Below are 24,798 nucleotides of genomic sequence, written 5' to 3' on the forward strand. Positions count from 1 at the left end.
TTGCTTGGCGATTTTTACCTGAATGTCATAAGCGAAAATATGTTACGTTATTTTAATATAGCGGACAAACAGGCAAACTGGCTACTGTTTTATATTCTTTAATCGGTTGGTTTTTATGAAAACAATCTTAATAATGCGCCACGGCGAAGCAACACCGATGCAAGCTGACGATGCAAGTAGAAATTTGACCTCGGTTGGCCAACAACAGGCCGAAAAAATGGGTTTATGGTTGCAAGCAACCCATGCACCAAGTGCTCTATTGGTGAGTCCTTACATTCGTGCTCAGCAAACAGCTGATGGGGTGAAAAAGCATAATGCATTTTTATTTGAAGAAACCTGCACGGATATAGTCCCAGAGGGTAATCCACAAATTGCAGGGGATTATTTAGAAACCTTGATAGCGATGTATCCACAATGTGATACCTGGTTGGTGGTGGCACATATGCCTATTGTGAGTTACTTAGTGGATCAACTAAGTATCGGTAATATGCCAATTTTTAATACTGGGGCTGTTGCAGTGATAAGCTATGATGAAAGCAATCAAAAAAGCCAATATTTAAGTATTCACGCTCCCAACAATGTCGAAATTTAGCCTCATACCCAAACGACCTCAAGATACAGAATTCAGCGTTTCACAGGGGCTTAATATCAAGGCGTTACTTTGCAACAATGGCAGTCCCTTTTAAGAAGTAACAACGACGAGAGGAAGTGCCTATGAAATGCCCAACTGAAACTCGCATCTTGAGGTGACTTGGGGATGTAACCTTGTGTTCAGAACCAAATTTGCTAAATTAGCGACACACTAATTTAGCAAAGATAATTTTATGACAATTGAACGTATTCAAACCGCAACCCGTATGAGTCGTATCGTTAAGCACAATGGTACGGTGTACTTATGTGGCCAAGTATGTGCTGACGCAGAAAAAAACATCACCGAACAAACACAGACCATGCTTGATAAAGTCGAGCTATTACTTAACGAAGCGGGTAGTTCTAAAGAGCATATGCTCAGTGCCACTATTTACGTAAAAAGTATGGAATATTTTGCTGATATGAATGCAGTATGGGATGCCTGGGTGCCTGAGGGGTATGCACCAGCTCGCGCTTGCGTTGAAGCTAAAATGGCACGTGATGCCTTATTAGTTGAGATTTCAGTTGTCGCAGCCGTTAAGTAATAGACAGCGTATTACAGATCTGATTGCTCGCTTTAATCAGCAATCAGGGCGCGCACTGGTTGACCTACCTGCTTGGTATTTTTGTGATAACGAGCAGGATGCTAATGAGTGCGCTATGCTGGTTTTAAATGGCATAAAGCAAGCGACCACATCTTCGCTTTATTGGTTTAAAGCCAATAACGAAATCCTTCCACAAGTGGGTGACTTAGCTATTTTTAGCGATTGGCATGGAAAGCCTTTAGGTATCATTGAAAACATTGCCGTGACCATTACCGCATTCAATCAAATCACAGAAGAATATGCCGCGTTAGAAGGTGAGGGCGACAAAAGCCTTGAATATTGGCAGCGCGTGCATTGGGATTATTATCAGCGAGAGCTCGAAGGCAGTGGTTATCAATGTCATCCTGAGATGCCTTTGGTGTGTGAGCAGTTTAAGTTAATTTTTAAGGGGTCTGAATGAGTTCTAATCCTGTAGTCCTTATTACGGGGGGCGGGCGAGGCATAGGTGCCGCAACGGCGAAGTTATTTGCCAAACACGGTTATGATGTGTGCATTAATTATAAAGCGGATCAAGTCAGCGCTCAGCAGGTTGCGCAAGATATAAAAGCACTTGGTGTGAATGCATATTTACTAAAAGCAGATGTTGCAGATGAGCAGCAAGTGTTGGCTTTGTTTGCAAAAGTGGACGAGTTATGTGGCAAATTAGATGTGCTGATAAATAATGCAGGTATTTTAAAACCGCAAATGCCATTACTTGAGATGGATGCCACGCGTATAAATGAAGTGCTAGCCACCAATGTACCAAGCGCTTTTTTATGCAGTCGTGAAGCGATTAAGCGCATGACTAATGGCGGCAGTATCGTAAATATTTCATCTGGGGCGGCTAAAACAGGCTCGCCGAATGAATATATAGATTATGCTGCTTCAAAAGGGGCGATGGACACCTTAACAATTGGCTTAGCTAAAGAAGTCGCTAAGCGTAATATTCGCGTTAACTCAGTGCGCCCAGGATTAATCTACACTGAAATGCACCGCGATGGTGGTGAAGCTAATCGGGTAGATCGTCTTAAAGATAAGTTGCCATTGGGCCGAGGTGGCCAACCTGAGGAAGTTGCCGCTGCAATTTACTTTTTAGCCTCTGAGCAGGCATCATTTACCACAGGTAGCTTTGTTGATGTAGCTGGTGGTTTGTAAAGGTTAAAGCAATACCGACAGCCAAAAAGTAAAACTTATAACACTTAAAACAGTTGATATAACCACCGTGCTGGCCAGCGTCGCTTGGTGTTGTTTTATTTGACAAGCTATTAAGTATGCATTTACCCCTAAAGGAGAAGCGCTTAATAACACTAATATTTTTAAAAGTTCAGAATCGAGCTCAAATACTAACTTGCCCATTATCAGTACCAGACTCGGCAATAAAAATAACTTAACGAGGGAAGCTATCAAAGCTGCTTGCCAATTTTCTGAAACTTTATAAAATGCTAAATTTGCGCCCAACACAAATAAGGCACAAGGCAGTGCAGGTTGCCCAAGTAAGGTCAGGCCAGAATTAAGACTGGCAATTAGTGTAATGCCACTTAGGTTAAAAATTATTCCACTGCTGATACTTAATACAACAGGATTTAGTAGCATATTTTTGGCAAATTCAGGCCACGAAAACGCTTTTCTACTACCCTTAGCGCTAATAAAAAAAGTTAAGGTAAACAGTAAAGTACTATGAAAGGTGATTATCATAAATACAATACCTATCATTTGCTCGCCCAGAGCAGCAATAATAATAGGTAAACCTACTAAAACCGTATTTGAATAACTACTACCTAAAGCAAATACGCTATGGCGTTCGTAGCTACTTTTTTTAGATAAACAAAAACGGTCTATCGTAAGAGCGAATACAAAGGTAAGTAAGACCGGAATATAAAAGCTTAAAAACCCATTTAAACTCACACTACTTTGCAAATTAGCGTTCGACATATTTAGAAATAAAAATGCAGGAACACTAATGTAAAAGGTAAACTTACTCAGCCCAGCAACATGTGACTCTGATAAAAAGGCACTGCGGCTGCAAATGAAGCCACACAACACAACAAAGATCAGCGGAAAAATAATCGAAAATATATGCACAGCTTTATTGCCTTAAACTATTTAAAAATAGCAAAGTTCAAATTGCAGTAATTAACGCCGGAACTCATCACTTTGCGGTAAGTTAATTAATATTAACACTGCACCTTTACCACCGTATTCAAGTGGCGCTTGGTGTATTGCTATGACATCTGGATGCTGTACTAAATATTGCGGCACTTTGTGTCTGAGTATATGTCCACCAATACCATGTACTACACACGCACAGTAGTAATGCTTCTTTTTACACTCATGGATCAGTCCTGCGAGTTCATCTTTTGCCAACTCCTTATTTAAACCATGTAAATCAAGGGTTAAATCAGGTACAAAGTCACCTCGGCGTAACTGCTTTGCTAAAAAACGATCTTGACCGTCTTGCACATAATTAACCGTTCCGTTGGTATCAATATCTGGCACATATTCATCAGAAAAGAAAAATTCTGCCTGATGTTGCTTTTTTTGCTGGGCAAACAGCTTAGCTTGTGAGATTTTAGGTTTGTTAGCAAAGCGGTGCGTGTCTTGTTTAAATACACGGGCACCATTAATACTTTGACGAAACATATCGATGTCGTCAGGGCTAATATCTGCGTTTGAGAGAGGATCTTTTTTCATAGCGGCAGTCTAAACAAAAAAACGCTAGAAATCGAGTGAAAACAGAGTAAAAACTGTGTAAAAAAGCGTTACAATAGGGCAATCATGGGGCCTTAATTGCGCCTCGATTGAATTGATATTTTCTAAAGCAGCAGGTAGATAACGAATATGAGCGAATTATTAATAGAAGAAGCAACCTTAGATGAAGCTGTAGCAGAACTGTCAACGTTACACGATTGGCTACGGTGGACCACGAGTCAATTTGCCAGCAGTGGTATTTTCTTTGGTCATGGAACTGATAACGCATGGGATGAAGCAGTCAACTTGTTACTGCCTGCGTTAAGCTTACCCATTGATGCACCAAAAGAATTAATGCATGCCCGGTTAACTAGCACCGAAAAAAACCGCCTTGCAGGATTAATTGCAGAACGTATAAATGATTTCACGCCAGTACCTTATCTGACTAATATTGCATGGTTTGCTAATATGCCATTTTATGTTGATGAGCGCGTACTGATCCCACGTTCACCTTTTGCAGAGTTAATACATAATCGCTTTTCACCTTGGCTAGCTGAGCCTGAATCGGTAAATCGTATTTTAGATTTATGTACCGGTTCTGCTTGTATCGCGATTGCATTAGCACAAACTTTTGCAGAAGCGCAGGTTGATGCCGTTGATATTTCTTATGAAGCACTCGAAGTTGCTGATATCAATATCACTGATTATCAGTTAAGTGACCGTGTATTACCTATTCAATCCGACGTATTCAGCGGTGTACCAGGGCAGAAATATGACCTGATCGTGGCAAATCCACCGTATGTAGACGCCGAAGATATGGCTGATTTACCGCGTGAGTTCCACCATGAGCCAGAGCTTGGCTTAGCATCAGGCCACGATGGCTTAGATGTAACCCGTACAATTTTAAGTGAAGCGAGCGATCATCTAACTGATAACGGTTTGTTATTTGTCGAAGTTGGTAATTCTATGGTGCACATGGATGCCCTTTATCCAAATGCGCCTTTTGAATGGGTTGAGTTTGAGCAAGGTGGGTTTGGCGTATTTGTGATCAGCAAAAAGCAGCTAGTTGAATATTTCGCTGACTGAGCAGCATAAAAAATTAAAGCCGAGCCTTAGGCTCGGTACTTAGTAGTCATTAGGAATGAGGAAAGTTAATGGCAGGTAATAGCATAGGGCAATTATTTAAAGTGTCCACCTTTGGCGAAAGCCACGGCGTCGCCTTAGGCGGTGTTGTGGATGGTACGCCCGCAGGTCTTGAAATCACAGAGGCCGACTTACAAATAGATTTAGACCGTCGTAAACCAGGGCAAAGCCGCTATACAACGCAGCGCCGTGAAGAGGATCAAATTAAAATTTTATCGGGCGTCTTTGAAGGTAAAACCACAGGTACCAGCATTGGTTTATTAATTGAAAATACCGATCAACGTTCAAAAGATTACGGTAAAATTAAAGATGTATTTCGCCCTGGGCACGGCGATTATACCTATTGGCATAAATACGGCTTGCGTGATTATCGCGGTGGGGGTCGTTCATCTGCGCGTGAAACCGCAATACGCGTAGCGGCAGGCAGCATTGCTAAAAAATACCTAAAACAGTTTCATGATATTGAAGTCCGTGCCTGTTTAAGCCAACTTGGGCCAATTAAGGCTGAAAATTACGACTGGAATGAAGTTGAAAACAACCTATTCTTTTTTCCTGATGCTAGCAAACTCGACGCACTCGATGAATACATGCGTGACCTTAAAAAACAAGGTGACTCAGTGGGTGCAAAAGTAAAAGTAGTGGCTAAGAATGTACCTGTTGGGTTAGGTGAGCCGGTATTTGACCGCCTTGACGCTGAACTTGCACATTCACTGATGAGCATTAACGCAGTAAAAGGTGTTGAAATTGGTGATGGTTTTGATGTGGTAGAGCAAAAAGGCTCGCAGCATCGTGATGAGCTAACACCTGATGGTTTTACCTCAAATCATGCCGGTGGTGTATTGGCAGGTATTTCAACAGGGCAAGATATTATCGCCTCAATCGCGCTAAAACCAACATCAAGTATAACTATTCCTGGTAATAGTATTAATACTGAAAACGAAGCGGTGGAAATGATCACTAAGGGTCGTCACGATCCCTGTGTGGGCATTCGCGCTATTCCCATTGCTGAGGCTATGATGGCGATTACTTTAATGGACCATTTATTGCGCCAACGCGGTCAAAACCCGCATGTAAACCACGAACATGGGCCAATTAAAGGCTCAATTTAAGCGCCTTTAATTAAAATAAACGCGGCTGATAGTTGACGCCGCGTTATTATAACTTGCTATAGTTAAATACGGTCAATAGCCTGTTTAGCAACCATATAGAGCTTTTTAATCATTAAACCTAATACCCAGCGAATAAACTGCGTTGTGAGCTCTACTACCTCGTATGACGCTTTGCCAACAAAAGCAAGCATATGGCCAATTAAACCCTTTAACTCTTCAGTGAGCTCGACAAATTTAACCACAGATTCATATAAGCAGCGCGCTAAAATATCATAAAAAGTTAACCAACGCTAAGACCTGCTTGTGCAGAAATAAAGGCATATTGGCCTGTTTTCTTTAAAAAGGTAATTAAGCCATCAGTAATAATTCGCTGCCATCTAAGTGAGAACGTCACGTTATAGCGCAGAGCATATTTTAAAACCGTATGATTATAGTGCGGGGTTTTTAGCGAGCTTTCCATGCTTCCATAATCTTTGTATGCAGCCACAGTATTAACATAACCGGGTGTGTCTTCTTCCATTGAGTGTGCACCAATATTAAAAAAAGACCCTTCATTCATCGCCGTTTGGTATTCGCTTGAGGTATGACTAAACGGCCAAGCTGGTACACAAGGTACAGGATCTGCACCGTGCGTTACACGGTATTGGCCAATATTATGCGCTGCAGAATGAACAAACTGGTTTAATACAACCCTCGGCGCACCAAACGTATATAAATTAGTTGGAATACCTTTAGCACTAGCCCAAATTGCAGTGAGCTGTGCTATAGCACCACCTAAGCTATGGCCAACAAGGTGCAAACACGTAGGTTTATGACTTTTTATATAAGCCTCAAACATCGGCTTCATGCTGGTAAAGGCTTTCTCAAAACCAGAGTGCACCTCTAAGTTTTTAGGGCCATGGGTAATGGCTACGTTTAGGTTTGTTAGCCAATCGGCGCAGGAGGTAAATACGGTGCCACGTATACCAATAATATGGTGGCCTTCAAATTGCGGGGAGATTCCTTGCGCTGTTAAAGCAAAACCTGTGGTACGGTTTAGGAGTTGATTGATTAAGCCACCACTAACGCCTCTTATTTGGTTGTTGGTGATTTTAAAGTTCTTTATAAATGTTGGGTTGAACTCACCGCTAAAACTTGTTGAGCTTCTAATATCGTAAACCCTTGCTGCGGCACTCGCTGCAATGCTAGGCGGTAATACTGCTTGGACTTTTTCCATGTTAATCTTCCTTGATGTTACGTTCAGTTAAGTTATTAAAATCACCATTATTAATTATAAACTGTCTATCTCCGTCATATAACAAAAATGGCATATAGTCGGTTTCCCAACGACAAATACTCGATGCTACATAATTTAAATGTTTGTTATTATTTTTTTTAAATTCAAAAGCAACGCGTTTATTAGTTAATTCACACTCTAGGAATGCTAATTTTTTACTATACTCGGGAATTTCTTTAATTCCTGATTGGTTTGCAACCCATAATGGAATTAAAGTGCTGCCTTTTTCAATAAAAATTTCTTGGGAAATACGGTTTTCAACGATAAGTTTATTCGGAATTGAGGAAAAAATTGTTTTTTTTGGAAAATGAAAGCGCCCATCTTCATCTGTAGTTGCTATATCTCTGCGGACTTTTTCATCTATATAGATTAATGAGCGAATGATTTCTAAGTTGGCAATTGGTGTGCCATTTTCTGTAACAACCCCATTGACTTCTGGGCTTAAAAATACTTCTTTTTTCTTTCTGAACCAGCTAAACATATCTGCTCCTTGACTAATGGCTGGGAAAATAATCACACAAGCAAGAATGGATAAAATAATCAATCGAGGACTATAGCTAGATTTACTCATAGGCAATCCTTGCATATTTTTTAAGCATTTTAATTAAAAATAAAAAAATGTAAAGTTTAACTATCCTTTTTAGCCTATCAAAGGATTTGGAATAAATAGCGGTTTAGGAGTTGATTGATTAAGCCACCACTAACACCTTTAATTTGGTTGTTGGTGATTTTAAAGTTGTCTCTAAATGTTGGGTGGAAAACACCGCTAAAACTTGTTGAGCTTCTAATATCATAAACCCTTGCTGCGGCACTCGCTGCAATGCTTGGCGGTAATACTGCTTGGACTTTTTCCATGTTAATCTTCCTTGATGTTACGTTCAGTTAAGTTATTAAAATCACCATTATTAATTCTATACTCTCTATCTCCGTCATATAACCAAAATGGCATATAGTCGGTTTCCCAACGACAAATACTCGATGCTACATAATTTAAATGTTTGTTATTATTTTTTTTAAATTCAAAATCAACACGTTTATTAGTTAATTCACACTCTAGGAATGCTAATTTTTTACTATACTCGGGAATTTCTTTAATTGATGATTGGTTTGCAACCCACAATGGAATTAAAGTGCTGCCTTTTTCAATAAAAATTTCTTGGGAAATACGATGTTCAACTATTAGCTTATTGGGTATTGAGGAAAAAATTGTTTTTTTAGGAAAATGAAAGCGCCCATCTTCATCTGTAGTTGCTATATCTCTGCGGACTTTTTCATCTATATAGATTAATGAGCGAATGATTTCTAAGTTGGCAATTGGTGTGCCATTTTCTGTAACAACACCGTTGACTTCAGGGCTTAAAAATACTTCTTTTTTCTTTTTGAACCAGCTAAACATATCTCTTCCTTGGTTAAAATTACAGTTTAATTTAGCAATCGACCATACTCGTATCTGATTTTCCGATATGCCAATATTAATAGTTTTCTGCTATCAGTTTGACTAGTTCTTGTTTTACTGGGTTATGGTTATGCACTGAATGTAATAATACGATATCAATAACTGGGAGAGATGGCAGGGTTAAGTCATTAATTACTTCCAGCGCACTGCTTTTACTCACTTCAGCCATGACGCCTAAGGCTAATTTAGCGTTAATTAACGCAGTTAAAGCACTGACTGAACCGCAGCAAGCGATAATATTAAATGGGCGTTCGGTTTTGAGTAATCCTTCAACAGCCGCTTGATGGAATTTACAATCGCGTTGAAATATTGCAACCGGCAGGGTCATAGCGGATTGATAGTTAAATTCGGCACTTTTAACCCACACACCTTTGCTTGATTGTAAAAAATAACCTTCTTCAGAGCTGGGCGAGCGCGTCGCAATCACCATATCAAGCAAGCCTTGGTCGAGCTGTGCTTTGAGCTGGTTGGTCGGCGCGCAACTGATTTGCAAATTAAGTTGCGGTATATATTTGTGTAATAAAGCCACAACTTTAGGTAATACTTCATCCGCATAATCATCAGGGCAAGCTAAGCGCACGCGAGTTTTCCCACCACCGGTTTTAAGCTGCTTATAGGCTTCATCATGCAAAGCTAATAGTTGTTTAGCGTAGCTAGCTAGATGGACGCCACTTGACGATAGTACAAGCTGCCTGCCTTGTTTGAGAAATAATGGATTACCCAGCTCTTGTTCGAGCTTTTTCATTTGCATGCTCACTGCCGATTGGGTGCGGCATACTTGTTGTGCAGCACGAGTAAAACTGCCTGTTTCAACAAAGGCGTAGAAAGTACGTAGGGCGTCTAAATCCATAGTTAACTCACCTATCAATTTTGCTTATGTATTGTATAAAAACTATTGGTAAGTAATTAGTTTACTACTGCTCTATATTAGGGATATTAAACACTACTAAGGAACGCAAATGCAACTATTCATCGGTAATAAAAACTATTCGACATGGTCGCTTAGAGCATGGTATTTAATGAGTAAATTCAATGTCATTTTTACTGAAAAACAACTCGTATTAGACACCCCAGAGTTTTATGAAACGCTTAAAAACAGTTTTTCAGTACAGAAAGTACCCGCCTTAGTCGATGGCGACTTGCAGGTATGGGATTCATTAGCAATTTGTGAATACATCAATGATGCTTATTTATCTAATGCAGCCTGGCCTACTGATAGTGCGCAGCGAGCAATTGCTCGTAGTTTAAGCGCAGAGATGCACTCAAGCTTTATAGCGCTGCGTAATGAAATGCCAATGAATATTCGTGCGACTCGCAACATTGATCTCTCTGATGCAGCAAAAAAAGACCTTGCCCGCATTGATGAAATATTTTCCGCGCAACAAACACGTTACCCGAACGGCTGGCTATTTGGCCAGTTTAGTATAGCTGATGCCATGTTTGCGCCTGTTGTTTTACGCTTAAAAACATATCAAATTAGTTTATCTGCGTTAGCACAGCAATACTGTGACAAAGTAATGGCTTGCCCTATACTACAGCGCTGGATAAATGAATCAATGAGCGAAACGGATATAGTTGCGAGTGATGAAGCAGGCGTTGATGTTATTAACATAAATTAAAATAAATTAAAATAAATTAAAATAAATTAAAATAAATTAAAATAAATTAAAATATTATGGGGGCTGAGCCCCCTATATTTGGTTTAAAATTTGATTAGCGGTAATGCGCTATTTTTTTGATCCGTCCAATGTACTAACTGAGTGTTTAGGTAGGGTTTTATTGGCGATAATTCACTGATTTCTATGGCATCTAAAAACCGTTGATTGCTGGTTAATACAACCCATTCAGAGCCTAATGCAGTTAACTTTGTTGCACTATTATGCTTAAACTTTATTAATGCTTTATCAAAGTAAGTACTATGCGCTTGGATCACTGGCAGTAAATCTATATGGTTATTTGATATATGGATGATTAAAATGCCATTTTTACTTAATCGTTGCCAGTAAAGCTCAAACGCTTGTTGAGTTAATAGGTGGGCGGGAATAACATCACTTGAAAATGCATCAATAACCAAAGCATTCATTAAAGGAGCGTTTTCTTTAAGCTCATTTAGCAATGCGACTCTGCCATCACCAATGGTGACATTTACTTTGGCAGGGCTGTTTTTAAGGTAATCAAAATACCTATTTGCCATTGTATATACCGCGGGGTTCAGCTCATAAAAATGCACTGTATCGTGCTTATCAGCGAGACTAGCTAATACCCCTGCACCTAACCCTACCACGCCCATCTTGAGCTTTTCTTGGCTTTTAAGTATCGCCAGCGACTTAGCGACGCCTGTATGCTGATGATAGTAACTGCTAGTGAGTTCATCTTGACCATGTAAGGGTTGTGAACCATGCACCGTGGTGCCATCAATTAAGCGCCTTTGCGCAAGATCGGCCGTATTGATATCTTTTACTGTTAGGTAACCATAAAAATTCCTCTGCGATGCAACGTTATATTGATTAAAACTAGAATAAAGCACTAAATAGCAGCCACACCACAAAGCTGTCGCACCGAGCAATATCGTATTTATTTTTTTAATTTGAGTTAGATGAATGTAACTAATGAGAATAAGCAGTACTGCTAAAGCGACGATATACTCGGTGATTTGTTTAAACAGCAGCGGAGCAAGTAATGTTGTAAATAAACTGCCAAGTGCGCCACCTAAAGCAATATACAAATAAAAGTGTGTTAGTAATGTACCTTGTGGTGCGAGTTGCCTAAGTTCACCGTGGCAAATCATGCAGCCACTCAATAATATAAAACTGTAAATAATAATTTGCGCAATTGCATTAAACTGACTTCCTAAGAAGTACATTATTAAACCTGCAAATGCGCTGAATATAAAAGCATAACCCCAAACAGAACGGTTATAGTTGTTTTTATTGGCAAACGTATAACTAAAACTACCTAAATAGATAGCGAGAGGCACCACCCATACAAGTGGCATTGGTGGGATGTTGGTGCTGATCATTTGTGTGGTTGCAATTAGCAAAATTGAGCTTGTTGCGGATAAAATAAGCCAAAGCATATTGGGCTTTTTTAGAATGGTTTGTACGTGCGGTAGCGATGAGTTATTTTCTTTGCTGCTTTTGCCTAATAGTTTATAAGCTAAACAAATTAATAGTATGCAGTAGGTAAGCAGCCCTATTTGCCAGTAATGTTTTTGTTGTGGCAGTGAAAAAAACACCTCAAATGCGAGTGGGTAGCTTATCAAGGCTAATAAAGAGCCAAGATTAGAAACCGAATACCAATGATAAGGCACTGCATTTTTACCACGCTCTATGTACCATCGTTGCATAAGCACACTTGTGGCGCTTAGCAACATAAACACTAAGCCAATTTGATTTAGTAAGTTTGCCATAACTGACCAGTTAGGGGCTAAATCTAAATTAACGTGGAATTTATTTAGGCTAATTAAGCTTGCTAAAACAACAAGCGAAATATGGATTACCATTTGTTTTTTTAGTGAATAGCGACTTAAAAAGTGTGCGTAAAAGTAACCAAGTAATAAAACAGTTTGATAAAAAAATAGACTAGCTGACCACACTGATGCACCGCCTCCAAATTGTGGTAACAGCTCTTTAGATAGCATAGGTTGAATTTGAAATAGCAAAAAGGCGCTAACAAAAATGGTTAATAAGAATAAGATACGAAGCATGGATTTTAATTATTAATGAATCATGTAAGTAGCATTGCGGGTAACAGATCAAGCAGCAATGGAATTAGCCTAGAGTTTCTCTTAAGAAAATCTTAATATATGATTTATAATAATTTATTGGAGTAGCCAGTGGGCAAGTTTGTAATAGGGGAATTCGCTATAGATGTCAGTCGATGTAAAATATCATCAGCTGATACAGAGCAAGTCGTTGAACCTAAAGTCATGGATGTACTGCAATATTTGTATTCTCATCGGGGTACTGTGGTTAGCCAGGAACAAATTTTTTCAGCCGTATGGCCAAATGCGACATTCAGCCCAAGCTATGTGCAGCGCTGTATTGCATTGCTTAGAAAAGCATTGAATGAAGATTCAAAAAATCCACGTTTTATTATTACTCACCCAAAGCGCGGGTACAGCCTCGAAGTAGCCGAGCAACAGTTAAATAAGCCCAAACGTCTATACTTACCAGCGTTGGCTATTTTAATCGTCATGTTGATTGGGGTTGTAAGTTGGTTTTACCCTGATACACCGCAAGTAAAAACACACTTTACTAAATTGATGCCTATTTCTTCGAGTGAAGAAAATGAATCTAGTATTTCTTTATCACATAATGGTGAATATGTAGCCTTTGTGCGTGGTGATAAGTCAAACCAAGCTATCTGGTTAAAAAACTTACGCTCAGGAAAAGAAATTAGGTTAACCCAAAAACAGTCAACGTATCACAGCCTTGGATGGAGCAGCGACGACAGTGAAATTGTATTTGTGCACCAGCAAGATACCCAAACATTGGGGTATTTCACCTTAGACAAACTGACATTACAACCTGCAAACTACAGAGAAATCTATACTTTTAAAGACTTTAAAGTGACGAGCCAGCAGTTAGAGTGGGCCCATGACAACCATATTTATTTTATTGAAAAACGTCAAAGCGATAACCATACTCAGCTAAGTTCAATCGATTTAACAACCCAAGAAAAAAGAGTCATTAAGTCATCCGCTGGGCAAGATTGGATGAAGTTGCAGGCACTATCACCAAGTCAGCAGTCTATTGCGCTTGCCTCTGAGGCTGGGCAAAATAAATACAGAATTGATTTGTTCGACATTAAAGCAAGCACAACAAAAACATTAGCCATTGTTGAAGACTCAGTGCAAGGTTTGAGCTGGCACCCCGATGAAAAACAATTATTGATTAGTAATAAACATGAACTCCAGTTATTAAACTTACAGGGGCAACTAAAAAAGTTGGCGTTTAATAATTACCACATTATTAGAGACGCGCATTTCTCGTTGTCAGGTAACGATATTTTAATGGAATTAGTTAAGGTTGATGTGGATATCATCCGTTCAACTCGTCAAGCGCCAACGCAATTTGAAACACTTGTAGATACCTCATCGGTCGACTTTTTACCTGTTTACTCCCCTGATTCGTCTAAATTTGTATTTGAATCTCATCGGTTTGGTATAAAGCAATTGTTTTTGTATGAAAATGGGGCGCAAACGCTGATTTTTACTAACCCAAACAACGAAGAATTATTTGGCATAGTCTGGTCAAAAGACGGTAAAGAAGTGATCACTGCCAGTAAAAATACTCTTTTTAGAGTTAATATAAAAGAAGGGAGTTTTGAAAGTATTCCTCACTCCTACCACTCTTTTTACCTGCGAGAAATGTATCACCACGAAGACGCTATTTTAGTTTCTTATCGCGCTGCAGACGGTGTTACTTTTCATCCCGCTAAATTTGACTTAGAGACGCTTGAGCTAACACCTTATACAGGCTCAGGAGAACGTTTGGCATGTTACGCAATGGATATTGATGAACAAGATCAGGTTTACTTTTCCAATGAAAAGCAAGTGTTTAGATTGAACAAAAACAAAGCGCTTGAAACTGTTTGGCAATCACGTACAAAAGAGATCATCGGTTTGAGCGCCGGAGCTACAATGATGACAGTCACCCTTGCAGATAAAGACGGTTATGAGATGAATGAAATAGATTTTAAATCAGGGAGTAATAAAACCATATTTAATGGCAAAGATGATGGAAAAATGCTGATAAATGCATCCCATGATTTTCAGCAGTTTCTTTATTTAACCGAGCCGAAAAGAACACGTACCTTAGTGCGCTTAAATTAACAGTTCTGGTAAATGAGTAAGCGTTAAGCTTTTGACTTTAAAGTGAGGCATCATGAATAAAAACACGCAGCACCAAGCAACGTTAAAACGCTTAGAAAGGTTTAGCCGGTTTACCGACAGCAGTATAGGTATACCTTTTACAAAGTTTAAGTTTGGGATAGAAGCACTGATAGGAATTTTGCCAGTCGTAGGGGACTTAGCGGGCTTAGCCTTATCAACTTATGTGCTTTTTGAAGCGCAGCGCTTAGGTGTTGGTTGGGGTGTTAAGCTGCGAATAATTATAAATATGCTGATTGATTTTACGGTTGGTTTAATCCCGTTTTTTGGTGATATTTTTGATGCTTACTTTAAAGCGAATACCCGCAATACTCAGCTGTTAAAGCGTTATCTTCATGAGCGAAGTAAGAAAGAAGATTTATAAATTTGTAACTTTGTACTAGCTCATATCTGAGCTTACAGATTAAGTGAATAGGTTTAGACTTCATCTGACAGACAGCTATGAGCGATAACCGGACATTGAGATTTGATTAATATCGTCGTTAATTGATTTGTTAAACTGCTCTTTGCGCATATATTCATGAAAATGAGCTGCACGCGCATATTGGTTCATTTAACTTTACTCAAAAGTTTTAGAAAACTTAGTGATAGTAATACCTTAGGTTATTTGTTAAAACTATATAAAGTAGATAAGTGAGCGTTAAGTCGGCAGAAATATGCACGCTGAGCGCCTATTAAATTGTTATGTTCAATGTGGAGTTTTAAGTGGATTTTTTATCTTCAATTTATTCTGAAAAAGCTCAGCAAGCACAACTGATATCGATTGGTGTTTCGGCTTTTGTAGCGTTGATCGTTGTATTCTTCAATCAGTGGTTTCTTAGCAGGCGCGCTAGAAAGGAAGTGTACATAAAAAAAATTGAAGAGTTGTATCTTGCAATTGATGAATATGAAGAAAGAGCTTATGGCTTTATTTCTCTATTATACCAACATGAACAAAATGTTGATGAAGTCACTATTCGAAAGAATTTTAATCAAGTATCAACATCTTTACAAAAAGTAGAAATGTATATGCAATTACACTTTGACACTGTTGTTTTTGATCGTAAAAAATATGATGAGTTACATCATAAAGCATATGAACGTTTATATAAAAAAGGCTTTAACCAAGCACAAAAATCTTATTTGGCTAGTGTAAGCGATGATTATAGAGAAGCTATAGAGCAACAGAATCAGACCTTTCAAGAAATTCGTAAAAATGCACAAGAAGTTAAAGCTCTTGCCAAATCTCTAATGAAAAAATATAAACATTGAATTTGAACGTGGCGGTGTCCACTTTATCGGGTGAAGATCAACTAAAACAGTTGGTTAGGTTTCGCTTCGCTACACATTATAACCAACAACTTTAGTCCGCTTATTGCGGCGTTAGATTTACCGAGGGAATCAAATGACAGTTAAATTTAATTGGACCTGTCCATACTGCAGCAGGGAAGCAACGATAATGGGGGCTAACTACAGTGTTAGTTTTCACCATTTTGATTTGGATAATAAAGATGGTGAATCTGGTATCTTGACCGAAATTATTTCGTGTCCGAACGACGAATGCAGAGAGTATGAAATAACAGCATCACTTCATGCATCACATTACCAATCAGGGTACAGAGTGAAAACTCCTGATACCCAAAGGCTAGAGTGGAGCCTGAAGCCAAGTTCTGTCGCAAAACAGTTTCCTTCATATATCCCCGAAGCAATTCTGGCTGATTATCAAGAGTCCTGCCTAATTAAAGCCTTAAGTCCCAAGGCTTCTGCAACCTTATCTCGCAGGTGTTTACAGGGGATAATCAGAGATTTTTGGGGAGTTAAGAAGGGGCGTTTAGTTGATGAGATTAATGCTATAAAAGATACGGTTGATCCTATCACTTGGCAAGCCATTGATTCTGTGCGTAGCATCGGGAATATTGGTGCCCATATGGAAAAAGACATCAATTTAATAATTGATGTCGAGCCGGCAGAAGCCCTATTACTAATAGGCTTGATTGAAATACTAATTGCAGATTGGTATGTAGCAAAATATGAACGTCAAAAACACTTAGAAAGTATTATCGGTGTCGCGGGATCAAAGGCTGACGCGAAGAAACCTAACAAATCAAGTAACGCGGACGGCGATAAAGCTGCCGCCGGTTGAGGCTTTACCACTGTCTGCAATTGGCACTTTGGCGAAGGCCACCTCGAGCGAGAACCAGTTATTGAGATTGGCTAAATATAATAGTTAATTGATTGGTCAAACTACTGTTTGCGCATATATCCATGAAAATTAGCGGCGTGCGCATATTGTTCTATTTAACTTTACTTAAAATTTTTAGAAAACTTAGTGATAGTAATACCTTAGGTTATTTGTTAAAACTATATAAAGTAGATAAATGAGCGTTAAGTCGGCAGAAATATGCGCGATGAGCGCACTATTAAAATAATTAGCCGTGCATTTTTGAGTAAGGATTTAAACTAATGAAAAAGTACTTAGCAAGTTTATCTGTAGCTATGGCATTGTTCGGATGTGCAACAGATCCAAATTCGCCAGATTACCCGATATCTCAATCAGACGTGCAGGCGGAAACTTTTACATATATCGGTCTTGGGAGTGATAAAGCTGAATTATGGAAGAGGGCTAGAAACTATATTGCTACCGCTTATGGTGATAGTAAAGCTGTTCTACGAGTGGAGGACGAATCTGGGGGAACCTTAATTGGTAAAGGGCTTATTCGGTGGAAAATGTTAACCACGCCGCTAAGCTCTTATTGTTACTCCGAATATGACATTAGATTTGTTGCAAAAGATAGCAAAGCTCGCCTACAGCTTGAACTTCTTCCAGGAGTACCTGCTATATCTGAATGTCTAGGTTGGAGACTGCCGTCTAAATATGGTTATGAACAAATTTTAAGTAGCTTTTCGGTGATGTCTGAACAGCTTGAATCCAACTTGCGTGGCGAAGGCAAGTTAGACACGATGAAGAACTTTTAACTTACTCAGGCAAGTGCTCCACGCTCATAAACACTTTGAAAATAGTTTAGTCTTTGCGTTATGTTATGAGGAAAAAAATGTTCAGAAGTTTAAGGAAAGGTTCAAGACCAGTTTATTTTCAGCAAGAAAATACATCGGTAAAAATAAGGGCCAAATGCTTCGAATCTGAAATTAACGGAAGCACGGCTATTTTACGGCTTACTTTAAAGCCAGTTAACGCTAACCAATCGCAAGATGAAAAACTTCTTCACAAAGAAGCCATTATATTTGCCTCTTTAGCTGATGAAACGATCATTGAGGGCTTTTTGGCTCATAAAAAAATAAGTCCGAATAAAATCCTTGAGTACAAATTGGAAATCTTAAGCCGAGAGAAAAAACTCAACTTAGATGTAATACCGAAAATTGAGATTTTGAGTAGCGTAAGATATTTATATCTGAATGTGAAAAATGGCTAACAAGCCAAGGGGGCATGCGGCCCTGACGCGCATGTTCGGAGCGTTACCACTCTTCGCTATTGGCACTTTGGCGATGTTCGGCTGTGAGCGAGAAACTGATCTTCGCCTTCTCTATTTTCGGTTGTGTATTAACAAGTTTCTCGTATAGTCAGGAAAACGAGTTTCTTGCTAGTTTTCATCCCAAGATAAGATCACTATTTGAATGTAAAATACTGTGATAGCAATCAGTTAGAATAAGTGGTAAAAATATATAATGTACAAAAACGAGGCGACTTAGGGTAAAAAACCAATCGCTCGTGTTTTAAGATTATTAATTTTACAAGGAGAATCAGGTGGCATCCTCTTGGTTAGATATTGTTGATACCGCGGTCAAAATAGGGCTTGGAGCAACTATTAGTGGTATAGCTACGTATTCAGTAACAAAATTAAAGCGCAATTCGGATAAACACCTTTCTGCAACTCAAAGGAAGCGAGAATCTATAGACTCTGTAGCAGAACAGGTAGAGGAGTTTTCGCATATTTGCCTAAACTACTGGGCCAGAATCCTTGATTGGACTAGGAAAAAGAACGCCGGCAACAAAAAAAGTGAAACATTGGAAAGTGAACTAAAGGCTGTTCGTGTCGAACTATTCAACTCATATAAAATATTGGCTAGTGCAGAATCAAAATTACTATTGATTGGAGAAAATAAAGCTCAGGAGTTACTTCGCTCTTATGGTGAAGAATTAACAAAATTTTATGCAACTGTTTATATTGGTGATCACGGAGTAACTATTGACGATATTCAGCTGTGGCGTGTAACTATATTGGGTAAAAGGGCGGAGCTTTTTAAGGAGTTATCTAGCATATATGCAAAAATGTAAACTTAACAAACTCTTCAACAAGGACGCAAAAAGCTTGGCTTGCGTCATTTTTTTCAAAATTTTTTAGCGCCTATTAAGCGGGTTTTATAGTGCAGGTGAACTTTGGGATTTCGTTTGAATAAAGATATTGAAAAAAAGATCTATCAAATTCGAGAGATTCTAGATCAATTTGAGAAGGCTGACTTTCATAGTATGACTAGCTTTTATTTTTCATCAGGCTTTCCTGCTGGCTGCTGTGGAGATGCTACTGATTTACTTGGCTTATATTTATTGAAGTATCATAGTCTAGAAAGTAACTATGTTTGTGGACACGGGTTAGGAGATAACTCAAACCAGACTCACGCATGGATAGTATGCCAAGATTACATTATTGATATTACAGCTGATCAGTTTAACGATGATGGCTATGAACTACCTTCAGTCATCATTGATAAACAAAGCCCATTTCATGAACTATTCGATAAAACGACCAGTCGTCCAACAAGTGTTGAATATCTCAAAGGTACTGGTATTCCAAGTGTAATGGCAAAAGTAATGTCAGTAATGCAAGCGCGGGAAAATGCATTATAAAGGAACTCTGTAAAGGAACTCTGTAAAGGAACTTGGGGTCGCGTCTTGCAATGCGCATGATAAAGATGCTCACCGTCTGCTATTGGCACGTATGCGACTGTCAGATTGATCAAAATCTAAAAGTCAAACCTGACAGATTAAGTTAAGACTTATTCACTTAGTCTATGCGTAACGCTTTTTACTTTCCCTTTAAAAGCCCGTACAATTCGCCTCGTTTTTAGCATGTACTTATTACAGTTTATTCAGGCGAATTATTAAACCTTATGCACCAAATAGTCGATCTAATTTCTATTTTTGAGTCAACGTTTTATCAAAGCCATAATACGCGCTTAGTAAAAGGTGAGCATGAGCCTATTTATATTCCTGCTAGTGATGAAACAAACTTTCACCAAATTATATTTGCTCATGGTTTTTATGCCAGTGCTCTGCATGAAATTGCTCATTGGTTAGTCGCTGGCGATAAACGACGATTATTAGAAGATTACGGTTATTGGTATTGCCCTGATGGCCGTGATAAAGCGCAGCAAGCTGAGTTTGAAAGCGTTGAAATTAAACCACAAGCCATTGAATGGGCACTTAGTGTTGCCGCTGGTTTTGACTTTAAAGTGTCGGTTGATAACTTAAACGGCGAGCAAACTTGCCGATTTGCTTTTCAAGCACGCGTATACCAGCAGGTTTTACATTTGCTACAAGTAGGCTTCAATGAGCGTACTAATCGGTTATTACATGCGTTAAGTTCATTTTATAAAACACCGTGGCCTATCAGTGCTACGCAATTTGAATGGCAGCCCCCTGAGGAGCTAAAGAATGCAGTTTAAATTAGGCTTAATTGTAAACCCTGTTGCGGGTTTAGGTGGCAGTGTTGCATTGAAGGGCAGCGATGGTATTGATACTGCAGCAAAAGCCATTAAATTAGGCGCCCAGCCTAAAGCTAATTTACGTACTAAAGCTGCTCTTGAGGTGTTGTTGCCTTATAAAGAGCAATTAACAATATTCACGGTTAATGATGCTATGGGTGAAAACACGGCTAAGGAACTTGGTTTTTCAACGCAGGTTATTTATCGCAGCGAGCACTCTACAACAAGTGATGATACAGAGCTTGCTGCAAAAGCCTTGCAGCAACTTGGTGTTGATTTAATTTTATTTGCTGGTGGCGATGGCACTGCACGCAATATTTGTCATGCGGTGGATGACAGCGTACCAGTGCTTGGTATTCCTGCCGGTTGCAAAATTCATTCAGGAGTTTATGCCATTACCCCCAAAGCCGCGGGTCGGGTTGTGGAGATGCTGGTTAAAGGCGAGCTCGTTACATTAGCAGATGCAGATGTCATGGATATTGATGAAGATGCTTTTCGCCAAGGCACAGTAAAAGCCAAGCGTTACGGTGAAATGCAAGTACCCAGTGAAGTACGTTATGTACAAGCCGTTAAAAACGGCGGTAAAGAAACTGATGAATTAGTACTTGCTGATATTGCAGCTTACGTGGTGTCAGAAATGGAAGAAGATACCCAGTACATTATGGGCAGTGGCTCAACCGTTGAGGCAATAATGGAAGAAATGGGCCTTAGTAACACCTTGCTCGGGGTTGATTTAGTGCAAGATCAAAGCCTTGTACAGCAAGATTTAACCGCTCAACAATTAATTGATTTAACGAAAGGTGTGCCAACAAAGTTGGTGATCACTTTAATTGGTGGCCAAGGCCATATTTTTGGCCGTGGTAATCAACAGTTAAGCCCAGCACTTATTCGTGCAATCGGTAAAGACAATATTATCGTTGTGGCAACCAAAACAAAATTACAGGCCTTAAATGGCCGCCCGCTCATTGCTGATACTGGCGATAGCGAACTAGATGATGAATTAAGTGGTTATATGCGGGTTACAACCGGATTTAACGACCATGTTATGTATGCTGTGGGTCACCAAGACACCCTGCAAGTACAGGAGAATTAAATGAGTTTAGTAAGTTACATTGATGCAGCGCAGCAATATTTTGACGATTTAGTAGTAAAAGCCACTGATGATGAGCTTTTTGCAGGTGGTTATCTACGTGGTCATTTTGATTTAGCCGTAGGCTATGCGCAAGTAGAAGAGCTTAATCTTGAAATAGATGAGCTCAATGAAACCGTTGAAAAAAGCTTAGTTAAAGCTTATCGCAATGGCGAACTAAACGAAGATGATAAAGCACTTGTAGTGCGTATCTGGGAAGAAGTAAAAGCACTCGCTTAAATGTGATTTATTGTTGTACAAATAAAAACGGCTGAATGGCCGTTTTTTTGTGCACTTACAAATGTTTGTTCCTAATTTGCAGCTTTATTGTTTACTTAAAATTTACCTACCGCAGCATTTACGGTAATGTATGCTGGTTAAAATTCTAAGGAACAAGCAAAATGAACAACAATAATGATGCGACCATGCCGACTGGGCTAGTTGCACGATTTTTAAACTTTGTAGAAAGGGTCGGGAATAAGCTTCCAGACCCCGCAATTATCTTTCTATTTGCCATGCTACTCATTTGGGTTTTGTCGTGGTGGTTTTCAGGCGTGACTTTTGACGCTATCGACCCTCGTACCGGTGAAGCTATTATTATTAATAATATGTTAGCAAGCGACTCATTAGCGACCTTTTTATCGTCAATGGTAAAGACCTTTACTGGCTTTGCGCCATTGGGTGTGGTGTTAGTTGCTATGCTGGGTGTTGGTGTGGCTGAACATTCTGGTTTTATTAATACTGGCCTTAAGTTAATGTTAAAGGTGACACCTAAAAAACTATTAACGCCGTCAATTATTTTAGTCGCCATCGTTAGCCATACAGCAACCGATGCAGGTTATGTGTTAGTCATTCCGTTAGCAGGTGTTATATTTTATGCCGCAGGGCGTCATCCACTTGCAGGTATTGCCGCCGCCTTTGCTGGAGTAAGTGGTGGCTTTGGTGCTAACTTTATTCCGTCGGGGATTGACCCATTATTGCAAAGTTTTACCCAAAGTGCGGCGCAAATTATTAACCCCGCGATGTCGATTAACCCTTTAAATAACTGGGCGTTCACTTCAGCTTCTAGCTTATTTATTGTTTTATTAGGCTGGTATATCACCGATAAAATTATTGAACCACGGTTAAAAAATACCGATTTGGATGGCAACAAAGAAGACTTACCTGCGTTTGAAGATGCCCGTAGCGATGAAAAGCGAGCTTTCTTTATTGCAAGTGCAGTAATGGTGGCGGGACTTGCTTTATTGGCATTTGTTTCTGCACCAGCGGATTCAGCAATGCGAAGCGAAGATGGCTCTTTAACTAATTTTCGCTCGCCTTTAATGCAATCTATCGTACCGCTAATTTTCCTACTGTTTTGGATACCTGGTGCAGTATATGGTTTTACCGTTGGCACCTTTAAAAGCTCTAAAGACATGATAGATGCAATGAGTAAAGCAATGGGCGGCATGGCGTATTATATTGTAATGGCGTTCTTTTGTGCCTTGTTTATTGCAGCCTTTAGTAAATCTAACTTAGGTGCTCTTTTGGCTATTGAGGGAGCACAGCTGTTAAAAGCGATGGAACTACCCAGCGCAGTAACCGTTGTAGGAATAATCTTCTTAACTGGGTTTGTTAACTTATTTGTTGGTTCAAGTTCTGCAAAATGGGCGCTACTAGGCCCAGTGTTTGTGCCTATGTTAATGCAACTGGGTATTTCACCTGATTTAACTCAAGCTGCTTATCGCGTAGGTGATTCAAGCTCTAATATTATTACGCCATTAATGCCTTACTTCCCGCTCGTGGTTGTGTACTGCCAAAAATACGTTAAAGGCACGGGCATTGGCACGCTTATCGCGATGATGCTGCCGTATTCAATCGCTTTTTTAATTGGTTGGAGCTTATTTTTACTCGGTTACTGGGCACTGGGTATACCGCTAGGTTTAGATGCAAGTTACATCTACCCAGCAGTTGTACCGTAATAGAGTATAAATGATAAGTTCTAATACCAGCCCTACCGCGAAAGTGGTAGGGCTTTTTCGAATCTTAAATTAAGAATAATTTATTTAATCGGATTAAATAATGACTTTTACCTTGAATGTGTACTGAAGGACTTAAAGTATATGAATAACAATAAAAAGATTAGTAGTGTGTTCACATATTCATATTTTTGGATAGCCATAATTATACCGGTTAGCTTATCTTCTTTACTGATGAGTTTTATTTTTATAAACGATGGACTATCAATTGAGTGGCCGAGTAAAGAAACATTATCTGTTTTCTTAGAGTATATGAATGTTCCTTTATGGATTTTAGGTTCAGCATTACCTCTTGCTACTTTAGCAACCGCTAACTTTCGAGCATTACAGTTTCAATCTAATTTGAATTACCAGGAAAGAACAATAGAAAGGCAAGAATTTGAGCATAAAATAGATCTCTATCATAAAGAGTTAACTCTATTTAAAGAAAAATTCTCTGCAGTTATATTCAATGGTAACTTTAAATTCATTCGACCTGAAGATGCCACAATAATTTTTACACGTTTTTATCCAAAACCAACAAAAAAAGAAGATCCATATTTCGAGATAGATATTGAAAAAATAGAGTATATATATGAATTTATGAAACTATTCGAGGCTAAGGTTTTTGAGTTAGGGAAAATAGCAAACACTAAACGAAATAAGCTGAAGTTTATAAACTTATTGTTTCCAGACTTTTCGGAAGAGCAAAAAATAGAACAAGAGAATTCTATAAATATATATAGCTTAAAAATAATATATCTTTTAGGGGTTATGGACGCGACTCTTTTACAAGTTTGCCATGCTATAGGTATTCGCCACTTTTCAATTCAAAAAGAGCCTATTACTTTAATTATAAAATTAATTATAGATATTTACGCATTACAAACTAGCTTTCTTGACGATGGAGAATCTAAATATAGCTTTTATTTCTCTCAAAAAAGACAAAGTGCCTTAGTCGATATTTTAAATTTATGGATAAAATACAGTTCAATTTCTAATGTTAAGGCAGATGAATATACCGCTGACGATTTTCGACATGAGTGCTTTATAACAGAAGTATTGAGAAGTCAGCCCAGATAAAAATTAATAATAATTACAAACACATAAAATTTGAATTTCTTTTTAAAGAGTTATTTTTAATAAAGGTTAAATTATATTTTACGGTTAATTTTCCAAGTTTAATATGTAGT

Annotated in this window: 29 protein-coding genes; 20 read left to right on the forward strand and 9 right to left on the reverse strand. The window is 38.8% G+C overall.

What is annotated here, in order from left to right:
* Positions 1 to 115: 115 nt before the first annotated feature.
* The 4 genes from sixA to J7338_RS03780 all read left to right on the forward strand — a co-directional run bounded on the left by sixA (position 116) and on the right by J7338_RS03780 (position 2,369).
* Complete coding sequence (gene sixA / locus J7338_RS03765) at positions 116 to 592, forward strand: phosphohistidine phosphatase SixA (protein WP_210795741.1); 477 nt, start codon at positions 116 to 118, stop codon at positions 590 to 592.
* A gap of 232 nt (positions 593 to 824) precedes the next feature.
* Positions 825 to 1,175: a RidA family protein gene (locus J7338_RS03770; protein WP_210795744.1), complete on the forward strand. Its 351-nt coding sequence runs from the start codon at positions 825 to 827 to the stop codon at positions 1,173 to 1,175.
* Positions 1,156 to 1,635 (forward strand): ASCH domain-containing protein, encoded by a 480-nt coding sequence (locus J7338_RS03775; RefSeq protein ID WP_210795747.1) that lies wholly within the window; start codon positions 1,156 to 1,158, stop codon positions 1,633 to 1,635. Before J7338_RS03770 ends, J7338_RS03775 begins: the two co-directional genes overlap by 20 nt.
* Complete coding sequence (locus J7338_RS03780; RefSeq protein ID WP_210795749.1) at positions 1,632 to 2,369, forward strand: SDR family oxidoreductase; 738 nt, start codon at positions 1,632 to 1,634, stop codon at positions 2,367 to 2,369. The genes J7338_RS03775 and J7338_RS03780 overlap by 4 nt, the downstream gene beginning before the upstream one ends.
* A 3-nt stretch (positions 2,370 to 2,372) precedes the next feature.
* Here J7338_RS03780 and J7338_RS03785 read toward each other — a convergent pair whose 3' ends face one another.
* On the reverse strand, positions 2,373 to 3,296 hold the full coding sequence (locus tag J7338_RS03785; protein ID WP_210795752.1) for an AEC family transporter: 924 nt from the start codon (positions 3,294 to 3,296) through the stop codon (positions 2,373 to 2,375).
* A gap of 51 nt (positions 3,297 to 3,347) precedes the next feature.
* The gene (smrB, locus tag J7338_RS03790; protein WP_145240381.1) at positions 3,348 to 3,905 is read right to left on the reverse strand and encodes an endonuclease SmrB; all 558 of its coding nucleotides are present in this window, start codon (positions 3,903 to 3,905) and stop codon (positions 3,348 to 3,350) included.
* Positions 3,906 to 4,052: 147 nt separating this feature from the next.
* On the opposite strand from smrB, the gene prmB reads away from it, so the two are divergent.
* Both prmB and aroC read left to right on the forward strand, forming a co-directional pair.
* Positions 4,053 to 4,988 carry a 50S ribosomal protein L3 N(5)-glutamine methyltransferase gene (gene prmB / locus J7338_RS03795; RefSeq protein ID WP_210795754.1) on the forward strand — a complete coding sequence of 312 codons (936 nt, stop codon included), beginning with the start codon at positions 4,053 to 4,055 and terminating at the stop codon, positions 4,986 to 4,988.
* A 68-nt stretch (positions 4,989 to 5,056) separates the two neighbouring features.
* On the forward strand, positions 5,057 to 6,154 hold the full coding sequence (gene aroC, locus J7338_RS03800; RefSeq protein WP_210795756.1) for a chorismate synthase: 1,098 nt from the start codon (positions 5,057 to 5,059) through the stop codon (positions 6,152 to 6,154).
* Between the two features lie 62 nt (positions 6,155 to 6,216).
* Here the strand turns inward: aroC and J7338_RS20745 are convergent, their stop codons facing one another.
* The 6 genes from J7338_RS20745 to J7338_RS03825 form a co-directional block, all read right to left on the reverse strand.
* The gene (locus J7338_RS20745; protein ID WP_228732913.1) at positions 6,217 to 6,396 is read right to left on the reverse strand and encodes a hypothetical protein; all 180 of its coding nucleotides are present in this window, start codon (positions 6,394 to 6,396) and stop codon (positions 6,217 to 6,219) included.
* 38 nt (positions 6,397 to 6,434) lie between these two features.
* Positions 6,435 to 7,370, reverse strand: coding sequence for a lipase family protein (locus tag J7338_RS03805; protein WP_228732914.1), 936 nt, complete (start codon positions 7,368 to 7,370; stop codon positions 6,435 to 6,437).
* Between the two features lies 1 nt (position 7,371).
* Entirely contained in the window at positions 7,372 to 8,001 is a 630-nt protein-coding gene (locus J7338_RS03810) for a DUF6795 domain-containing protein (protein WP_210795758.1), read from the reverse strand.
* A gap of 77 nt (positions 8,002 to 8,078) precedes the next feature.
* Entirely contained in the window at positions 8,079 to 8,285 is a 207-nt protein-coding gene (locus J7338_RS03815) for a hypothetical protein (protein WP_210795760.1), read from the reverse strand.
* A gap of 1 nt (position 8,286) precedes the next feature.
* Positions 8,287 to 8,826, reverse strand: coding sequence for a DUF6795 domain-containing protein (locus J7338_RS03820; RefSeq protein ID WP_210795763.1), 540 nt, complete (start codon positions 8,824 to 8,826; stop codon positions 8,287 to 8,289).
* A gap of 76 nt (positions 8,827 to 8,902) precedes the next feature.
* The gene (locus J7338_RS03825) at positions 8,903 to 9,736 is read right to left on the reverse strand and encodes a LysR family transcriptional regulator (protein WP_210795765.1); all 834 of its coding nucleotides are present in this window, start codon (positions 9,734 to 9,736) and stop codon (positions 8,903 to 8,905) included.
* A 109-nt stretch (positions 9,737 to 9,845) separates the two neighbouring features.
* On the opposite strand from J7338_RS03825, the gene J7338_RS03830 reads away from it, so the two are divergent.
* A complete protein-coding gene (locus J7338_RS03830) occupies positions 9,846 to 10,505 on the forward strand; it encodes a glutathione S-transferase family protein (protein ID WP_210795767.1) in 660 nt (219 codons plus the stop codon).
* Positions 10,506 to 10,588: 83 nt separating this feature from the next.
* On the opposite strand, the gene J7338_RS03835 is transcribed toward J7338_RS03830, so the two are convergent.
* Positions 10,589 to 12,592, reverse strand: coding sequence for a fused MFS/spermidine synthase (locus J7338_RS03835; protein WP_210795769.1), 2,004 nt, complete (start codon positions 12,590 to 12,592; stop codon positions 10,589 to 10,591).
* Between the two features lie 129 nt (positions 12,593 to 12,721).
* On the opposite strand from J7338_RS03835, the gene J7338_RS03840 reads away from it, so the two are divergent.
* From J7338_RS03840 to J7338_RS03900, 13 genes are all read left to right on the forward strand, one after another.
* Positions 12,722 to 14,722 (forward strand): winged helix-turn-helix domain-containing protein, encoded by a 2,001-nt coding sequence (locus tag J7338_RS03840; protein ID WP_275074483.1) that lies wholly within the window; start codon positions 12,722 to 12,724, stop codon positions 14,720 to 14,722.
* A 52-nt stretch (positions 14,723 to 14,774) separates the two neighbouring features.
* Entirely contained in the window at positions 14,775 to 15,143 is a 369-nt protein-coding gene (locus J7338_RS03845; protein WP_210795771.1) for a DUF4112 domain-containing protein, read from the forward strand.
* A gap of 341 nt (positions 15,144 to 15,484) precedes the next feature.
* A complete protein-coding gene (locus tag J7338_RS03850; RefSeq protein WP_210795773.1) occupies positions 15,485 to 16,030 on the forward strand; it encodes a hypothetical protein in 546 nt (181 codons plus the stop codon).
* Positions 16,031 to 16,163: 133 nt separating this feature from the next.
* Entirely contained in the window at positions 16,164 to 16,901 is a 738-nt protein-coding gene (locus J7338_RS03855) for a DUF4145 domain-containing protein (RefSeq protein ID WP_210795775.1), read from the forward strand.
* Between the two features lie 320 nt (positions 16,902 to 17,221).
* Positions 17,222 to 17,734 carry a DUF4468 domain-containing protein gene (locus tag J7338_RS03860; protein ID WP_210795777.1) on the forward strand — a complete coding sequence of 171 codons (513 nt, stop codon included), beginning with the start codon at positions 17,222 to 17,224 and terminating at the stop codon, positions 17,732 to 17,734.
* A 77-nt stretch (positions 17,735 to 17,811) separates the two neighbouring features.
* Positions 17,812 to 18,189: a hypothetical protein gene (locus J7338_RS03865; protein WP_182767545.1), complete on the forward strand. Its 378-nt coding sequence runs from the start codon at positions 17,812 to 17,814 to the stop codon at positions 18,187 to 18,189.
* Between the two features lie 332 nt (positions 18,190 to 18,521).
* Positions 18,522 to 19,052 (forward strand): hypothetical protein, encoded by a 531-nt coding sequence (locus tag J7338_RS03870; protein ID WP_210795779.1) that lies wholly within the window; start codon positions 18,522 to 18,524, stop codon positions 19,050 to 19,052.
* A gap of 102 nt (positions 19,053 to 19,154) precedes the next feature.
* Positions 19,155 to 19,622 carry a hypothetical protein gene (locus J7338_RS03875; RefSeq protein WP_228732915.1) on the forward strand — a complete coding sequence of 156 codons (468 nt, stop codon included), beginning with the start codon at positions 19,155 to 19,157 and terminating at the stop codon, positions 19,620 to 19,622.
* 263 nt (positions 19,623 to 19,885) lie between these two features.
* Positions 19,886 to 20,440, forward strand: coding sequence for an elongation factor P hydroxylase (locus J7338_RS03880; RefSeq protein WP_210795781.1), 555 nt, complete (start codon positions 19,886 to 19,888; stop codon positions 20,438 to 20,440).
* Complete coding sequence (locus tag J7338_RS03885; protein WP_210795783.1) at positions 20,430 to 21,572, forward strand: ATP-NAD kinase family protein; 1,143 nt, start codon at positions 20,430 to 20,432, stop codon at positions 21,570 to 21,572. Before J7338_RS03880 ends, J7338_RS03885 begins: the two co-directional genes overlap by 11 nt.
* Complete coding sequence (locus J7338_RS03890) at positions 21,573 to 21,848, forward strand: YfcL family protein (RefSeq protein WP_210795785.1); 276 nt, start codon at positions 21,573 to 21,575, stop codon at positions 21,846 to 21,848.
* Between the two features lie 161 nt (positions 21,849 to 22,009).
* Complete coding sequence (locus tag J7338_RS03895) at positions 22,010 to 23,569, forward strand: AbgT family transporter (protein WP_210795787.1); 1,560 nt, start codon at positions 22,010 to 22,012, stop codon at positions 23,567 to 23,569.
* Positions 23,570 to 23,710: 141 nt separating this feature from the next.
* Positions 23,711 to 24,688: a hypothetical protein gene (locus tag J7338_RS03900; protein WP_210795789.1), complete on the forward strand. Its 978-nt coding sequence runs from the start codon at positions 23,711 to 23,713 to the stop codon at positions 24,686 to 24,688.
* Positions 24,689 to 24,798 lie beyond the last annotated feature (110 nt).

Source organism: Pseudoalteromonas ostreae (assembly GCF_018069805.1).
Taxonomy (GTDB): Bacteria; Pseudomonadota; Gammaproteobacteria; order Enterobacterales; family Alteromonadaceae; genus Pseudoalteromonas; species Pseudoalteromonas ostreae.

Bases quoted from the DNA above. Each gene is read 5' to 3' on its own strand.
- sixA (WP_210795741.1), top strand. From the start codon at position 116: ATGAAAACAATCTTAATAATGCGCCACGGCGAAGCAACACCGATGCAA.
- J7338_RS03770 (WP_210795744.1), top strand. From the start codon at position 825: ATGACAATTGAACGTATTCAAACCGCAACCCGTATGAGTCGTATCGTT.
- J7338_RS03780 (WP_210795749.1), top strand. From the start codon at position 1,632: ATGAGTTCTAATCCTGTAGTCCTTATTACGGGGGGCGGGCGAGGCATA.
- smrB (WP_145240381.1), bottom strand. From the start codon at position 3,905: ATGAAAAAAGATCCTCTCTCAAACGCAGATATTAGCCCTGACGACATC.
- prmB (WP_210795754.1), top strand. From the start codon at position 4,053: ATGAGCGAATTATTAATAGAAGAAGCAACCTTAGATGAAGCTGTAGCA.
- aroC (WP_210795756.1), top strand. From the start codon at position 5,057: ATGGCAGGTAATAGCATAGGGCAATTATTTAAAGTGTCCACCTTTGGC.
- J7338_RS03805 (WP_228732914.1), bottom strand. From the start codon at position 7,370: ATGGAAAAAGTCCAAGCAGTATTACCGCCTAGCATTGCAGCGAGTGCC.
- J7338_RS03810 (WP_210795758.1), bottom strand. From the start codon at position 8,001: ATGAGTAAATCTAGCTATAGTCCTCGATTGATTATTTTATCCATTCTT.
- J7338_RS03815 (WP_210795760.1), bottom strand. From the start codon at position 8,285: ATGGAAAAAGTCCAAGCAGTATTACCGCCAAGCATTGCAGCGAGTGCC.
- J7338_RS03820 (WP_210795763.1), bottom strand. From the start codon at position 8,826: ATGTTTAGCTGGTTCAAAAAGAAAAAAGAAGTATTTTTAAGCCCTGAA.
- J7338_RS03825 (WP_210795765.1), bottom strand. From the start codon at position 9,736: ATGGATTTAGACGCCCTACGTACTTTCTACGCCTTTGTTGAAACAGGC.
- J7338_RS03830 (WP_210795767.1), top strand. From the start codon at position 9,846: ATGCAACTATTCATCGGTAATAAAAACTATTCGACATGGTCGCTTAGA.
- J7338_RS03835 (WP_210795769.1), bottom strand. From the start codon at position 12,592: ATGCTTCGTATCTTATTCTTATTAACCATTTTTGTTAGCGCCTTTTTG.
- J7338_RS03845 (WP_210795771.1), top strand. From the start codon at position 14,775: ATGAATAAAAACACGCAGCACCAAGCAACGTTAAAACGCTTAGAAAGG.
- J7338_RS03855 (WP_210795775.1), top strand. From the start codon at position 16,164: ATGACAGTTAAATTTAATTGGACCTGTCCATACTGCAGCAGGGAAGCA.
- J7338_RS03860 (WP_210795777.1), top strand. From the start codon at position 17,222: ATGAAAAAGTACTTAGCAAGTTTATCTGTAGCTATGGCATTGTTCGGA.
- J7338_RS03865 (WP_182767545.1), top strand. From the start codon at position 17,812: ATGTTCAGAAGTTTAAGGAAAGGTTCAAGACCAGTTTATTTTCAGCAA.
- J7338_RS03880 (WP_210795781.1), top strand. From the start codon at position 19,886: ATGCACCAAATAGTCGATCTAATTTCTATTTTTGAGTCAACGTTTTAT.
- J7338_RS03885 (WP_210795783.1), top strand. From the start codon at position 20,430: ATGCAGTTTAAATTAGGCTTAATTGTAAACCCTGTTGCGGGTTTAGGT.
- J7338_RS03890 (WP_210795785.1), top strand. From the start codon at position 21,573: ATGAGTTTAGTAAGTTACATTGATGCAGCGCAGCAATATTTTGACGAT.
- J7338_RS03895 (WP_210795787.1), top strand. From the start codon at position 22,010: ATGAACAACAATAATGATGCGACCATGCCGACTGGGCTAGTTGCACGA.
- J7338_RS03900 (WP_210795789.1), top strand. From the start codon at position 23,711: ATGAATAACAATAAAAAGATTAGTAGTGTGTTCACATATTCATATTTT.